General features: G+C 72.8%; 10 protein-coding genes, 3 tRNA genes and 1 pseudogene. 7 read left to right on the plus strand and 7 right to left on the minus strand.

Annotation, left to right across the window (positions count from 1 at the left end; genetic code table 11):
- The first annotated feature begins 23 nt into the window (after positions 1 to 23).
- Entirely contained in the window at positions 24 to 1223 is a 1200-nt protein-coding gene (locus ACIP4Y_RS03030; protein ID WP_401388639.1) for an RNA polymerase sigma factor, read from the plus strand.
- Positions 1224 to 1255: 32 nt separating this feature from the next.
- Here the strand turns inward: ACIP4Y_RS03030 and ACIP4Y_RS03035 are convergent, their stop codons facing one another.
- From ACIP4Y_RS03035 to ACIP4Y_RS03050, 4 genes are all read right to left on the minus strand, one after another.
- The gene (locus ACIP4Y_RS03035) at positions 1256 to 3184 is read right to left on the minus strand and encodes an ABC transporter ATP-binding protein (protein ID WP_401386987.1); all 1929 of its coding nucleotides are present in this window, start codon (positions 3182 to 3184) and stop codon (positions 1256 to 1258) included.
- Positions 3184 to 4917: an ABC transporter ATP-binding protein gene (locus tag ACIP4Y_RS03040; protein ID WP_401386990.1), complete on the minus strand. Its 1734-nt coding sequence runs from the start codon at positions 4915 to 4917 to the stop codon at positions 3184 to 3186. Before ACIP4Y_RS03040 ends, ACIP4Y_RS03035 begins: the two co-directional genes overlap by 1 nt.
- Before the next feature lie 102 nt (positions 4918 to 5019).
- A complete protein-coding gene (locus ACIP4Y_RS03045; RefSeq protein ID WP_401386993.1) occupies positions 5020 to 6459 on the minus strand; it encodes an FGGY family carbohydrate kinase in 1440 nt (479 codons plus the stop codon).
- A 63-nt stretch (positions 6460 to 6522) separates the two neighbouring features.
- Positions 6523 to 6828 carry a YtxH domain-containing protein gene (locus tag ACIP4Y_RS03050; RefSeq protein WP_401386996.1) on the minus strand — a complete coding sequence of 102 codons (306 nt, stop codon included), beginning with the start codon at positions 6826 to 6828 and terminating at the stop codon, positions 6523 to 6525.
- A gap of 158 nt (positions 6829 to 6986) precedes the next feature.
- Here ACIP4Y_RS03050 and ACIP4Y_RS03055 point away from each other — a divergent pair.
- The 3 genes from ACIP4Y_RS03055 to ACIP4Y_RS03065 all read left to right on the plus strand — a co-directional run bounded on the left by ACIP4Y_RS03055 (position 6987) and on the right by ACIP4Y_RS03065 (position 7386).
- Positions 6987 to 7059, plus strand: a tRNA-Asn gene (locus ACIP4Y_RS03055).
- A 6-nt stretch (positions 7060 to 7065) separates the two neighbouring features.
- Positions 7066 to 7138, plus strand: a tRNA-Asn gene (locus ACIP4Y_RS03060).
- Between the two features lie 174 nt (positions 7139 to 7312).
- Positions 7313 to 7386 (plus strand) — tRNA-Ile (locus ACIP4Y_RS03065).
- Positions 7387 to 7688: 302 nt separating this feature from the next.
- Here ACIP4Y_RS03065 and ACIP4Y_RS03070 read toward each other — a convergent pair.
- Positions 7689 to 7838, minus strand: coding sequence for a hypothetical protein (locus ACIP4Y_RS03070; protein ID WP_401386999.1), 150 nt, complete (start codon positions 7836 to 7838; stop codon positions 7689 to 7691).
- A 68-nt stretch (positions 7839 to 7906) separates the two neighbouring features.
- Positions 7907 to 8279: pseudogene (locus tag ACIP4Y_RS03075) on the minus strand (hypothetical protein); the annotation flags it as partial.
- Between the two features lie 185 nt (positions 8280 to 8464).
- On the opposite strand from ACIP4Y_RS03075, the gene ACIP4Y_RS03080 reads away from it, so the two are divergent.
- The 3 genes from ACIP4Y_RS03080 to ACIP4Y_RS03090 all read left to right on the plus strand — a co-directional run bounded on the left by ACIP4Y_RS03080 (position 8465) and on the right by ACIP4Y_RS03090 (position 11371).
- Positions 8465 to 9751, plus strand: a complete 1287-nt coding sequence (locus tag ACIP4Y_RS03080; RefSeq protein WP_401387002.1) for a M20 family metallopeptidase — start codon at positions 8465 to 8467, stop codon at positions 9749 to 9751.
- On the plus strand, positions 9748 to 10038 hold the full coding sequence (locus tag ACIP4Y_RS03085; protein WP_401387005.1) for a hypothetical protein: 291 nt from the start codon (positions 9748 to 9750) through the stop codon (positions 10036 to 10038). The genes ACIP4Y_RS03080 and ACIP4Y_RS03085 overlap by 4 nt, the downstream gene beginning before the upstream one ends.
- 82 nt (positions 10039 to 10120) lie before the next feature.
- Positions 10121 to 11371, plus strand: a complete 1251-nt coding sequence (locus ACIP4Y_RS03090; protein WP_401387008.1) for a serine/threonine-protein kinase — start codon at positions 10121 to 10123, stop codon at positions 11369 to 11371.
- A 161-nt stretch (positions 11372 to 11532) separates the two neighbouring features.
- On the opposite strand, the gene ACIP4Y_RS03095 is transcribed toward ACIP4Y_RS03090, so the two are convergent.
- Positions 11533 to 12276, minus strand: a complete 744-nt coding sequence (locus ACIP4Y_RS03095; protein WP_401387011.1) for an ANTAR domain-containing protein — start codon at positions 12274 to 12276, stop codon at positions 11533 to 11535.
- Between the last annotated feature and the right edge of the window lie 73 nt (positions 12277 to 12349).

Here is a 12349-nt window from a genome sequence, read left to right on the forward strand (position 1 = left end):
GCGGGGTTGTGTCGTACTCCACACTGGGGGCGGTGCCCGAGCCTCGGAGCGCACGCTGCCGCACACCTTCAGCAGCGATCATCCTGGAGGTCGCCCCCGTGCAGACCCAGACCCTCACCCAGACCGTCAGCAGCACCAGCGCCACCAGCACCACCGCGGACGAGCCGGACGCGGAGACGGACGTCCTCGTGGCCGTGCCCCCGCAGAGCCGTGCCGCCCTGCATCCCGAGGCGGAGCCGCCCGCCGACGCGCTCGTGGACGAACCCGAGGAACCCGTCGAGGTGCCGGTCGCCGCCCGGGCCGAGTCCGGCGGCCCCTCCGCCGACCTGTTCCGCCAGTACCTGCGCGAGATCGGCCGTATCCCGCTGCTCACCGCCGCGGAGGAGGTGGAACTCGCCCGCCGGGTGGAGGCCGGCCTGTTCGCGGAGGAGAAGCTGAGCAACACCCCCGACCTGGACAGCGAGCTGGCGCTGGACCTGGACCGGCTCGTCGTCATGGGCCGCGTGGCCAAGCGCCGGCTCATCGAGGCCAACCTGCGGCTCGTCGTCTCCGTGGCCAAGCGGTACGTCGGCCGCGGGCTGACCATGCTCGACCTGGTCCAGGAGGGCAACCTCGGGCTCATCCGGGCCGTGGAGAAGTTCGACTACGCGCGCGGCTACAAGTTCTCCACCTACGCCACCTGGTGGATCCGGCAGGCCATGAGCCGGGCGCTGGCCGACCAGGCCCGCACCATCCGCGTCCCGGTCCATGTCGTGGAGCTGATCAACCGGGTCGTCCGCGTCCAGCGCCGGATGCTCCAGGAGCGCGGCTACGAGCCGACCGCCGAGGAGGTCGGTGCCCACCTGGACCTGCCGCCCGAGCGGGTCGGCGAGGTGCTGCGGCTCGCCCAGGAGCCGGTGTCGCTGCACGCCCCGGTCGGCGAGGAGGACGACGTCGCCCTCGGTGACCTCATCGAGGACGGCGACGCCGCGAGCCCCGTCGAGTCGGCCGCGTTCCTGCTGCTGCGCGAGCACCTGGAAGCGGTGCTGTCCACCCTGGGGGAGCGCGAGCGGAAGGTCGTCCAGCTCCGGTACGGCCTGGTCGACGGCCGCCCGCGCACCCTGGAGGAGATCGGCCGCATCTTCGGCGTGACGCGCGAGCGGATACGGCAGATCGAGTCCAAGACCCTCAACAAGCTCCGCGACCACGCGTTCGCGGACCAGTTGAGGGGCTACCTGGACTGAGGGGCCGCCGCCGCGCGGCGGCCCCCGGCGCCCTAGTCCACCTCGGCCACGGCCTGGGCGAACTGCGCCTTGTACAGCCGGGCGTACGCCCCGTCGGCCGCCAACAGCTCGGCGTGCGCGCCCTGTTCCACGATGGAGCCGTTCTCCATCACGAGGATGGTGTCGGCGTCCCGGATGGTCGACAGCCGGTGCGCGATCACGAACGACGTGCGGCCCGCCGCCAGTTTGGCCATCGCCTTCTGGATCAGCACCTCGGTGCGGGTGTCGACCGAGCTCGTCGCCTCGTCCAGCACCAGGATCACCGGGTCGGACAGGAACGCCCGCGCGATGGTGATCAGCTGCTTCTCACCCGCGCTGACCCCCGTGCCCTCGTCGTCGATCACGGTGTCGTACCCGTCGGGCAGCGTACGGATGAAGCGGTCCGCGTGCGCCGCCCGCGCCGCCTCCTCGATCTCGCCGCGCGTGACCTCGCGCGAGGCGCCGTACGCGATGTTCTCCGCGATGGTGCCGCCGAACAGCCAGGTGTCCTGGAGCACCATGCCGATCCCGGAACGGAGTTCGTCCCGGGTCATCTTCCGGACGTCGACCCCGTCGAGGGTGATCCGGCCGCCCGACACGTCGTAGAACCGCATCAGCAGGTTGACCAGCGTGGTCTTGCCCGCGCCGGTCGGGCCGACGATCGCCACCGTGTGCCCCGGTTCCACCGTGAGCGACAGGTCCTCGATCAGCGGCTTCTCCGGGGCGTACCGGAACGACACGTGCTCCAGCCGCACCCGGCCGCGCAGCTCCTCCGGCCGCTCGCCCGGCACCGGATCCGCCTCCTGCTCCTCCGCGTCCAGGAGTTCGAAGATCCGCTCGGCCGAGGCGACACCGGACTGCACCAGGTTCGCCATCGACGCGACCTGGGTCAGCGGCATCGAGAACTGCCGCGAGTACTGGATGAAGGCCTGCACGTCACCGATGGACAGGTTGCCGGAGGCGACCCGCAGCCCGCCGACGACCGCCACCAGCACATAGTTCAGGTTCGACACGAACATCATCAGCGGCTGCATGACACCGCTGTTGAACTGCGCCTTGAACGCGGCCTCGTACAGCGCCTCGTTCTGCTCGGCGAACTGCTGCGCCGACTCGTGCTGCCGCCCGAACACCTTCACCAGGGTGTGCCCGGTGTACATCTCCTCGACGTGCGCGTTCAGCTTGCCGGTGGAGCGCCACTGCTGCACGAAGTGCGGCTGCGACCGCTTGCCGACCCGGGTGGCCACCACGAACGACAGCGGTACGGTCACCAGCGCGACCAGGGCCAGCAGCCAGGACACCCAGAACATCATCGCGAGCACGCCGATGATGGTCAGCACCGAGTTGATCAGCTGGCCCATCGACTGCTGGAGCGTCTGCCCGATGTTGTCGATGTCGTTCGTCGCCCGGGACAGCACCTCACCGCGCTGGCGCTTGTCGAAGTACGACAGCGGCAGCCGCGACAGCTTCGTCTGCACGTCCTCCCGCAGCCGGTACATCGTGCGGTTCACGGCCCGGTTCACCAGCCGGGTCGCGATCGCCATCAGCAGACCGGCGACCAGGAACGTGCCGAGCGCGAGCAGCAGGACGCTGCCGACGGCATCGAAGTCGATGCCCTTGCCGGGCGTGAAGTCGGTGCCCTTGAGCATGTCCGCGACCCGGCCCTGGCCGCGCTCGCGCATGGAGTCGAGCACCTGCTGCTTGGTGGCGCCGTCCGGCATCTGCCGGCCGATGATGCCGGCGAACACCAGGTCGGTGGCCCGGCCGAGGATCTTCGGGCCGACCACGTTGAGGCCCACGCTCACGACCACACAGAGCAGCAGGCCGTAGATCGTGAGCCGTTCCGGTTGGAACTGGGCGACGAGCCGTTTGCCCGACCCCTTGAAGTCCATCGAGCGCTGGTCGGGGCCGCCCCCGGCCATCATGCGTCCCATGGGCCCGGCCATCAGGCGGCCTCCGCTTCCGTCAGCTGGGAGAGCACGATCTCCCGGTAGGTCTCGTTGGATGCCATCAGCTCGGCGTGCCGGCCCGAGCCGACCACCCGGCCCTCGTCCAGCACGATGATCCGGTCCGCGTCCCGGATGGTCGCCACCCGCTGGGCGACGATGACGACGGTCGCCTCGGCGGTCTCCCGGCCGAGCGCGGCACGCAGGGCCGCGTCGGTGGCGTAGTCGAGTGCGGAGAAGGAGTCGTCGAAGAGGTAGATCTCCGGGCGCTGCACCAGGGTGCGGGCGATGGCGAGCCGCTGCCGCTGGCCACCGGAGACGTTGGTTCCGCCCTGCGCGATCGGCGCGTCCAGGCCGCCCTCAAGCCTGCTCACGAAGTCCTTGGCCTGCGCCACCTCCAGCGCGTGCCACAGCTCCTCGTCGGTGGCGTCCGGGTTGCCGTAGCGCAGGTTGGTGGCGACGGTGCCGGCGAACAGGTACGGCTTCTGCGGCACCAGACCCACCGTGGCCGCGAGCAGCTCCGGGTCGACCTCGCGGACGTCCACGCCGTTCACCAGGACCTCGCCCTCGGTGGCGTCGAACAGCCGGGGGACGAGTCCGAGCAGTGTCGACTTGCCGCTGCCGGTGGAGCCGATCACGGCCGTGGTCTCGCCCGGCCGGGCCACCAGGTCGATGGACTTCAGCACCGGCTCCTCGGCACCCGGGTAGCGGAAGCCCGCGCCCCGGATCTCCAGGTGCCCGTGCGCGCGCAGCTCGGTGACGGGGGCCGCCGGCGGTACGACGCTCGAATCGGTGTCCAGGACCTCCTGGATGCGCTCGGCGCACACCTCCGCGCGGGGCACCATCATGAACATGAAGGTGGCCATCATCACGGACATGACGATCTGCATCAGGTAGGCGAGGAACGCGGTGAGGTCGCCGATGGCCATCCCGCCGCTGTCGATCCGGTGAGCACCGAACCACACCACCGCGATCGACGACAGGTTCACCACCGTCATGACGATCGGGAACATCAGGGCGAGCATCCGGCCGGTGGCCAGCTGCATCTCGGTCAGCTCGGCGTTGGCCTTCCCGAACCGGCCCTGCTCGTACTCGTCGCGGACGAAGGCGCGGATCACCCGGTTGCCGGTGATCTGCTCGCGCAGCACCCGGTTCACCGTGTCCAGCCGCACCTGCATCGACCGGAACAGCGGCCGCAGCCGGCGCACGATCAGCGTGACGGAGATGCCGAGCACCGGCACGACCGCGACCAGCACCGCCGACAGCGGCACGTCCAGGCCGAGTGCCAGCACGATCCCGCCGACGCACATGATGGGCGCCGACACCATCAGGGTGAACGTCATCAGGGCCAGCATCTGGACCTGCTGCACGTCGTTCGTCGTACGGGTGATGAGCGAGGGCGCCCCGAAGTGACCCACCTCACGTGCGGAGAAGGACTGGACCCGGTCGAAGACGGCCCCGCGCACGTCCCGGCCGAGCGCGGAGGCGGTCCGGGCGCCGTAGTACACGGCACCGATGTTGCACACCACCTGGGCCAGCGAGATGCCGATCATCAGGGCGCCGAAGGTCAGGATGTAACCCGTGTCACCCTTCACGACACCGTTGTCGATGATGTCCGCGTTCAGAGTGGGCAGATAGAGGGTGGCGCAGGTCTGCAGGAACTGCAGCACCACCAGGAGAGCGATGGGTTTCTTGTAGGGCCTGAGATAGGTCCGCAGAAGTCGTATGAGCACGCTACGTCTCTCGGAGTCGGCGACAGGGGCTGGTCGGTTGCCCTTGGCCCCTATCGTCGTGCACTCCACCGGCGTTACCTCAACCGATTAACCCCACCGGGTTCAGGGCCGGAACGCACCCGGATGGGTCTGCTCGCGCACCGCGGTGAACTGCTGCCGCACCGCCTGTCCCACGGCCAGCTCCTCACCCGGCTCCAGCACCTGCGCGGCCGCGCCCTGCCAGGCCGGCGGGTTCCGCGGGTCGAGGGTGCCCTGCGACACACCGAGCGCCCAGGCCGCCTGCCGGGCCGCGCCGATCGCCGTGTAGTCGGCGGGCTGCGGCACGACGACCTGCGCGCCGAACAGCGAGGGTGCCGAGGCCTGCACGGCGGGTAGCTCGGCGGCCGGGCCGAGCAGGAAGATCCGGCGCACCTCCACGCCCCGTCCGCGCAGCACGTCCAGCGCGTCGGCGAGCCCGCACAGCATGCCCTCGAACGCGGCCCGCGCCAGGTGCTCGGGCTTCATCGACTCCCGCCGCAGTCCGGCGAGGGTCCCGGCGGTGTGCGGCAGGTTCGGCGTCCGCTCGCCCTCCAGGTAGGGCAGCAGCACCAGCCCGTGCGCCCCCGGCGTGGACTTCATCGCCAGCTCGGACAGGCTCTCCAGGTCCGGCAGCCCGAGCAGTTCGGCGGTGCCGCGCAGGGCGCGTACGGCGTTCAGGGTGGTGACGACCGGCAGGTGCATGCCGGTGGCGTCGGCGAGCGAGGTGATCATCCCGGACTGGTCGGCGAGCGCCTCCGGGTGCACGGCCATCACGGACCCGGACGCGCCGAGGGACACCACCGCGTCCCCGAGTCCGATGCCGAGCCCGAACGCGGCGGCCATGGTCTCCCCGGTGCCGGCGGAGATCAGCAGGCCCTCCGGGGTCGTACCGGCCGCGTCCGACGGGCCGATCACCTCCGGGAGCATCGCGTGGTGGCCGAGCGCCAGCTCGACCAGGTCGGGCCGGTAGGCGCCGGTGGCCGCCGACCAGTACCCGGTACCGGAGGCTCCGCCGCGGTCGGTGGTCCTGCGCACCGGGCGGCCGAGCAGCTGCCAGACCAGCCAGTCGTGGGCCTGCAGCAGGACGGCCGTGCGCAGCGCGTTCTCCGGCTCGCTCTTCGCGAGCCAGCGCAGCTTGGTGACCGGCTGGGCCGCCTGCGGGACGCAGCCGACCGCCTGCGCCCAGGCCTCCTTGCCGCCGAGCGCGTCCACGAGATCGGCCGCTGCGACCTGGGCGCGCTTGTCGCCGCCGACCAGGGCGGGGCGGACGGTGTTGCCCTGGGCGTCCAGCGGGACCACCGCGTTCTGCTGCGCCGACACCCCGATGGCCTGGACGCCCTCGAGCAGGCCGCCGCCGGCGGCCTCACCGAGCGAGAGCAGCCAGGCCTGGGGGTCGACATCACTCGGGCGCCCCTCCACCGGGTGCGGGGCGTACCCCTGCCGTATGACGGCACCGGTGTCTGCGTCGCAGACCACGATGCGCGTGAACTCCGGTGAGCTGTCCAAGCCGGCGACTATCCCCATGCCTAGGGATTTTGCCGTATCGCCGGGGGTGACTGTGCTGCGCCGGGTGCGGCTGCGTGACCCTTACGTGGTGCTCGTGCCCCAGTCGTCCCCGCCCGTGCCGTCGACATTGCGTTCCCGCAGGGAGCGGACCCGCTGGGCGACGGACTCCGGCACACGGTCGCCGACCTTGTCGCTGACCGTGTGGAAGGCCTTGCCCGCGTAGGAGCGGCCCTGCTGGGCGGCGGTCTCGGCGGTGCTGCGGACCGCGGGGTTCTGCGCGATCCGCCGGGCCGACTTCTTCAGCTGCTCGTAGCGCTCGCGTCCGGCCCTCGTGCCGAGTACGTAACCGAGGGCCAGTCCGGCGAGGAACGTGAGCCGGTAGCGCATGGCTGCCACCCTTCCCGTGTGTAGGTCTCTGGTGCGGCGCTGGCGCCGAGGGATACCGATTGGCGGAGCACCCCCCTGCTTGCGCTAATGTATGTGTCGCAGCGAGCGCCCGCCCCCTGGCGAATACCCAGGTAGGTACGTTCGATGCAACGAGGCGATCCTCCGTAGCTCAATTGGCAGAGCAGCCGGCTGTTAACCGGCAGGTTACTGGTTCGAGTCCAGTCGGGGGAGCTTCGATCCTCCGTAGCTCAATTGGCAGAGCAGCCGGCTGTTAACCGGCAGGTTACTGGTTCGAGTCCAGTCGGGGGAGCGCTGAACGAGGACCCCTCAGGGGTCCTTTTTCATGTCCGCGGGAACCGCCGCACCTGCGGTGCTGTCCTCAAGGTCATGAGCAGCGCAGAAGCCGACCATCCGAGGCAGGAGATCGTATGAGCGGCTATGCTGCGGCAGACGGCGCGCACACTTGTACGCGACACGCCGCTATGGGGCGGTAGCTCAGCCGGTTAGAGCAGCGGACTCATAATCCGTCGGCCGTGGGTTCGAGTCCCACCCGCCCCACCTGACGCTGCAGGCGCAGAATCGATGCGACCTGCGGGAACGGGATCACGGTGACCGCCACGGCGAGGCGGCCACCGTTCATCCCCTTTTGTTTGATGTGTTCCTCTCTCTTTGTCGAGTGTCCGTCCGAGCGGGCGCTTCGTCAGGCGTACGTCACCGCAGGGTCGGTGGGCAGGGCGCGGCGTCGGCGGAGGACGGCGACGGCGCCTGCGGACAGGGTGCCGGGGGAGGAAACCGAGCCCCATGAGCAGCACGCCGGGTGCGATCCGTACGGGCGCGGTTGCGGGCGCAGTTGCGGGTGTTCAGCGGGGCGGGAATCCGATGCCGTGCTCCAGGACGGCCATGGCACTGGGCAGTTTCACCGCGGCCTGCGTCCAGGCCGGCGAGCGGGGGCCGTTCAGCACCTCCCCGGCGACCTCGTCGCCGCGGTGCGCGGGCAGGGCGCGCACCACGGGGTGGCCGGCGTACGGGATGAGGGCCGCGGGAAGTGCAGCTGCCCGGTGCGCAGTTCGTCACCGCGGGCGCCGATGTGGTCCAGCAGCTCTGCGAGGACCACGATCCGCGAGCGGTGCCCGATGACGTGCGGGTGCATCGTCAGCTGGAACAGGCCGCCATGGCGGACGACGAGCCCTACGAGCCGTTCCAGGGTGTCGGCGCTGCGGAAGGCGAGGTCCCGCTCGTCCTTGTACTCCAGCTCCATGGTGCGTTCGTGGATCCAGCCGCGCCGTACTCGCCCTGCGACAGCTTGCCCGGCATGACCTCGCCGTCGCGCAGCGGGCCCCGCCGGGCCAGGATGCGGGGGCGAGTCCGCGCCCGGCGCGGACGCGGCCGACGTGCCGCCGCCATTCGGTCTCGTCCCATTCCCGGCCTGCTGGCTGTCTCGCACCGAGCATGTCAGCGCGTCGTGCCCTGCTCAGGGGGCGGAATCCGCCATCCTGTCAGCAGCCGGCCCTGTCCGGATCCCACGCGCCGGGGCCGCCGGGGACTGTCCCCACGGCCCTGCCGTCCTTACGGTGAGGGGGTGCCGCCGCTGCGGGCCGTGCCCTCGAGGGCCGGGCCCGGGAAGGAGAACGGCCGCATGACACCTCCGCCTCGGGCCGCGCACGGCACGCCGGATGCCGGCCCGCCCCGGCCGGCGGCCGTCGCCACCGCCGGCCCGGCCCTGCTCGACGAGGCCCGCCGGCTGGCCCCCGAGGCGGTCGCCCTGCGCCGCGCCCTGCACCGCAGCCCGGAGCCGGGCCTCGACCTGCCCGCCACCCAGCGCCTCGTCCTCGACGCGCTCGGCGGCCTGGGACTGCGGATCCGTACCGGGCGCGCCCTGTCCTCCGTCACCGCGACGCTCACCGGCGCGGCCGACGGTCCGACGATCCTGCTGCGCGCCGACATGGACGCGCTGCCGGTCACCGAGGACACCGGGCTGCCGTTCGCCTCCGGCAACCCGGGTCTGATGCACGCCTGCGGGCACGACGCCCACACGGCGATGCTGGTGGGCGCCGCGCGGCTGCTCGCCGGACGGCGGGACGCGCTCGCCGGGCGGGTGGTGTTCATGTTCCAGCCCGGCGAGGAGGGCGAGCACGGGGCCCGGCACATGATCGAGGAAGGGGTGCTGGAGGCGTCAGGGGCCCGCGCGGACGCCGCCTTCGCGCTGCACGTGCACCCGAACCTGCCGGCCGGCGCGGTGCGGCTGCGGCCCGGACCGCAAATGGCGGCCTCCGACCGGTTCCGGGTCGTGGTCCGGGGCCGCGGCGGGCACGCCTCCGCCCCGCACACCGCCTGCGACCCGGTGCCCGTGGCCTGCGAGATCGTGCTCGCTCTGCAGACGGCGGTGACCCGGGGCGTGGCCGCCGACGACAGTGCCGTGCTGAGCGTGACCCGGCTGACCGCGGGCACCGCCACCGGCGTCATCCCGGACACCGCCGAACTGGCCGGCACCCTGCGCACGTTGGCCGAGCCGACCCGGCGGCGGCTGCACGAGGTGATCGCCCGGGTCGCCCGGGGCGTGGCCGCCGCGCACGGGGCGACGGCGGAGGCGACCGTCGAGGCCGGCTATCCGGTCACCGCCAACGACGCCGACTTCACCGGCTTCGTCCTGCGGGCCGCCGCCGGCGCGCTCGGCGCCGAGGCGGTGGACGTCCTGCCGGCCCCGCAGATGACGGCGGAGGACTTCTCCTACGTGCTGCGGGCCGTCCCCGGCGCCATGGCCTTCCTCGGCGCGTGCCCGCCGGGCCGGACACCGGAGGAGGCCCCGGCGCTGCACTCGTCCCGCATGGAGATCGACGAGGACGTGATCGCCACGGGCATCGCCTGCGAGGCCGCCGTGACGCTGGCCTTCCTCGCCGGCGACGGACCGGAGCCGGCCCGGTGACCGGTCCGGACATACGGGCCGCCCGGCCCGGCGAGCTGGAGCAGGTCGGGGCGCTGTGGCTGGAGGCGAGCCGGTGGCTGGCGGGCCGGGGGCTCGACCAGTGGCAGTACCCGCCGCGCCGGTGGCGCATGGCGGAGGCCATCGAGGCGGGCGACTGCTACCTCGCCTTCCGGGCCCTCCACGTGCACGAGAACGCCATCGGGACGCCGTACGCGGCCCCGCGCCCGCGCCCCGCCTACCTGGCGAGCCGCACGTTCACACCGGTGCCGCGGGAGGGCGGCGGCTGACCGGGGTGCCGACCGAGCCGTACCGGCCGCCGGATCCGGGCTGGGCATGGACGGGTCAGGTCCGGCGGCCATACTTGTCGGCATGGAACGCATCGGGGGATACCTCGTCGAGCGCCGGCTCGGCGAGGGTGGCATGGGCACGGTCTATCTCGCACGGACGCGGGGCGGACGGGCCGTCGCCCTGAAGGTGGCCAAGGCCGAACTGGCAGCCGACCCGGTGTTCCGGGAGCGGTTCCGCAGCGAGGTCGAGGCGGCCCGCGCCGTCGGCGGCTTCCACACCGCGCCGGTGGTGGACGCCGACGTCGACGGCGACCCGCTCTGGCTGGCCACCGCCTACATCCCCGGCCCGACCCTCGCCGCCCGGCTCGCCGCCGAGGGCGCCCTGGACGAACCGCGGCTGCGGTCCCTGGGCGCCGCCCTCGCCGAGGCACTGGAGTCCATCCACGCCTGCGGCCTGGTGCACCGGGACCTCAAGCCCGGCAACATCATCATGGCCGCCGACGGCCCCCGCGTCCTCGACTTCGGCATCGCCCGGGCCGTGGAGTCCACCCGGCTCACCGCCACCGGCACCGCCTTCGGCACACCCGGCTTCCTCGCGCCCGAACAGGCCCTCGGCCACGATGTCACCGGCGCCGCCGACGTGTTCGCGCTCGGGGCCGTGCTGGTCGCGGCGGCGGGCGGCAGCGCCTGGGGCGAGGGCACGCCGATGGGACTGATGTACCGCTCCGTGCACGAGCCGCCGGACCTGTCCGCCGTACCGGCCGGGCTGGCGGACCTGGTCCAGGCGTGCCTGGCGAAGGAGCCCGCGGACCGGCCGACGCCGAGCGCGCTGCTGGACCGGCTGACGGAACCGGCACCGCAGCCGGCCCGGCCGGCGGCACCGCCGTACCCGCCGACCGTCACCGCGACCCCGTACGTCCTGGCCGCACCCCCGCAGGCGTTCGCGCCGCCCCCGCCGCCCGCGACCCCGCCGCACCTGCCCGCGCAGGCCGCCGTGCCCCCGTACCACCAGCAGCCCGCCACCCCGCCGCCGCCCGGCTTCGGGCCGCCCGTCCCGTACGGCAGCCCGGAGGCCGTGCTCGCCGACGCGCAGGCCGGCGCGATCGTCAACGCCGCCGGAGTGCTCCTCGAAGTCGCGGGTGTCAGCGCGGACTTCGGCTGGGACGAGATCGCGCACGTCGAACGCCACTGGCGCGGCAACCGCCTGACCCTCACCGTGCGGCTGTGGGACGGCGGTGTGTACTCCTGCGAGCTGAACGCCCGCCGCAAGGCCCGGCTGACCGCCTGGCTGGCCCAGCTCGACCCGGCCCTCGCCCGGTACCTGACCCGGTAGCGCAGCCGGTGGCCGGACGTGCCGTCAAACGCCGTTACGGTCGTACGACTTCGCCCGGCCAGGCTTGAACCGGTCGGCTCCTGGGCACGCACCCCCTACCGGCGTCCAGCCGGGGGGTCGGCAGGAGGAGGGCGTCATGGACCGTCGGATCCGGGTACGTGTCAGCCGGCGGCCCGCCGCGCCGCGCGGGCAGGAGATCGACCGCCGGACTCCCTCCGGGCGCATCCTGCCGTACTGACCCGGCGGGCCGCGTCGGCCAGCGCCGCCCGCAGCGCCTCCGGCGGGGCCGGGCCGTCGGGCGTCGCGCTCTCCGTGACCGCCGCCGCCACCCGCCGCAGCTTGACGTTGGACCGCTGGGAGGCCTCCCGCAGGATCTCCCACGCCTGCTCCGGGCCGCACCCGTGCGCCGCCATCAGGACACCGCGGGCCTGGTCGATCACCGGACGCGAGTCCATCGCATGGCGCAGCTGCTCGATCTCCAGGCGCAGCAGGTCCAGTTGCTCGGCACGCTCCCGGGCCACCGCGGACGCCGTACGGGCGGGCAGGCCGGCGGGCAGGGCGGCGCCCAGCGGGTCCGCGGGGTCGAGACCCACCAGCTCCAGCACCCGGCGCGGCTGCCCCCGCCAGCCGGTGGCCCGTACCGGCACGCCGTGCCGGAGGCCGTACGCGGCCAGCGTGTCCAGGACCGCCAGGCCCGCCGTGTCCAGGAAGGTCACCCCGGACACGTCCAGGTCCACTCGGGCGGCACCCGCCGGCAGGGCCGCCAGCGCCCCGGTGAGGATGTCCGTACAGCCGTGGACCAGCTCGCCGCGCGCGGTCAGGACGACCCGGTCGCCCTCCGCGCGGCCGTCGACGGCCAGGGTGTCCAGCCGCCCGGTGTGCGCTGCGCCTGCCGCTGAAGTCATGTCTTTCGTCCCGCTCCGCCGCTTGTCGTCCGTTCCTCGCCTGCCCTCCGTGCCCGGGCCTACACCCGGGCCG

Source organism: Streptomyces sp. NPDC088810 (assembly GCF_044750305.1).
In the GTDB taxonomy this organism is placed as follows: Bacteria; Actinomycetota; Actinomycetes; order Streptomycetales; family Streptomycetaceae; genus Streptomyces.

Bases quoted from the DNA above. Each gene is read 5' to 3' on its own strand.
- ACIP4Y_RS03035 (WP_401386987.1), bottom strand. From the start codon at position 3,184: ATGGCCGGGCCCATGGGACGCATGATGGCCGGGGGCGGCCCCGACCAG.
- ACIP4Y_RS03045 (WP_401386993.1), bottom strand. From the start codon at position 6,459: ATGGGGATAGTCGCCGGCTTGGACAGCTCACCGGAGTTCACGCGCATC.
- ACIP4Y_RS03050 (WP_401386996.1), bottom strand. From the start codon at position 6,828: ATGCGCTACCGGCTCACGTTCCTCGCCGGACTGGCCCTCGGTTACGTA.
- ACIP4Y_RS03080 (WP_401387002.1), top strand. From the start codon at position 8,465: ATGACACCTCCGCCTCGGGCCGCGCACGGCACGCCGGATGCCGGCCCG.
- ACIP4Y_RS03090 (WP_401387008.1), top strand. From the start codon at position 10,121: ATGGAACGCATCGGGGGATACCTCGTCGAGCGCCGGCTCGGCGAGGGT.
- ACIP4Y_RS03095 (WP_401387011.1), bottom strand. From the start codon at position 12,276: ATGACTTCAGCGGCAGGCGCAGCGCACACCGGGCGGCTGGACACCCTG.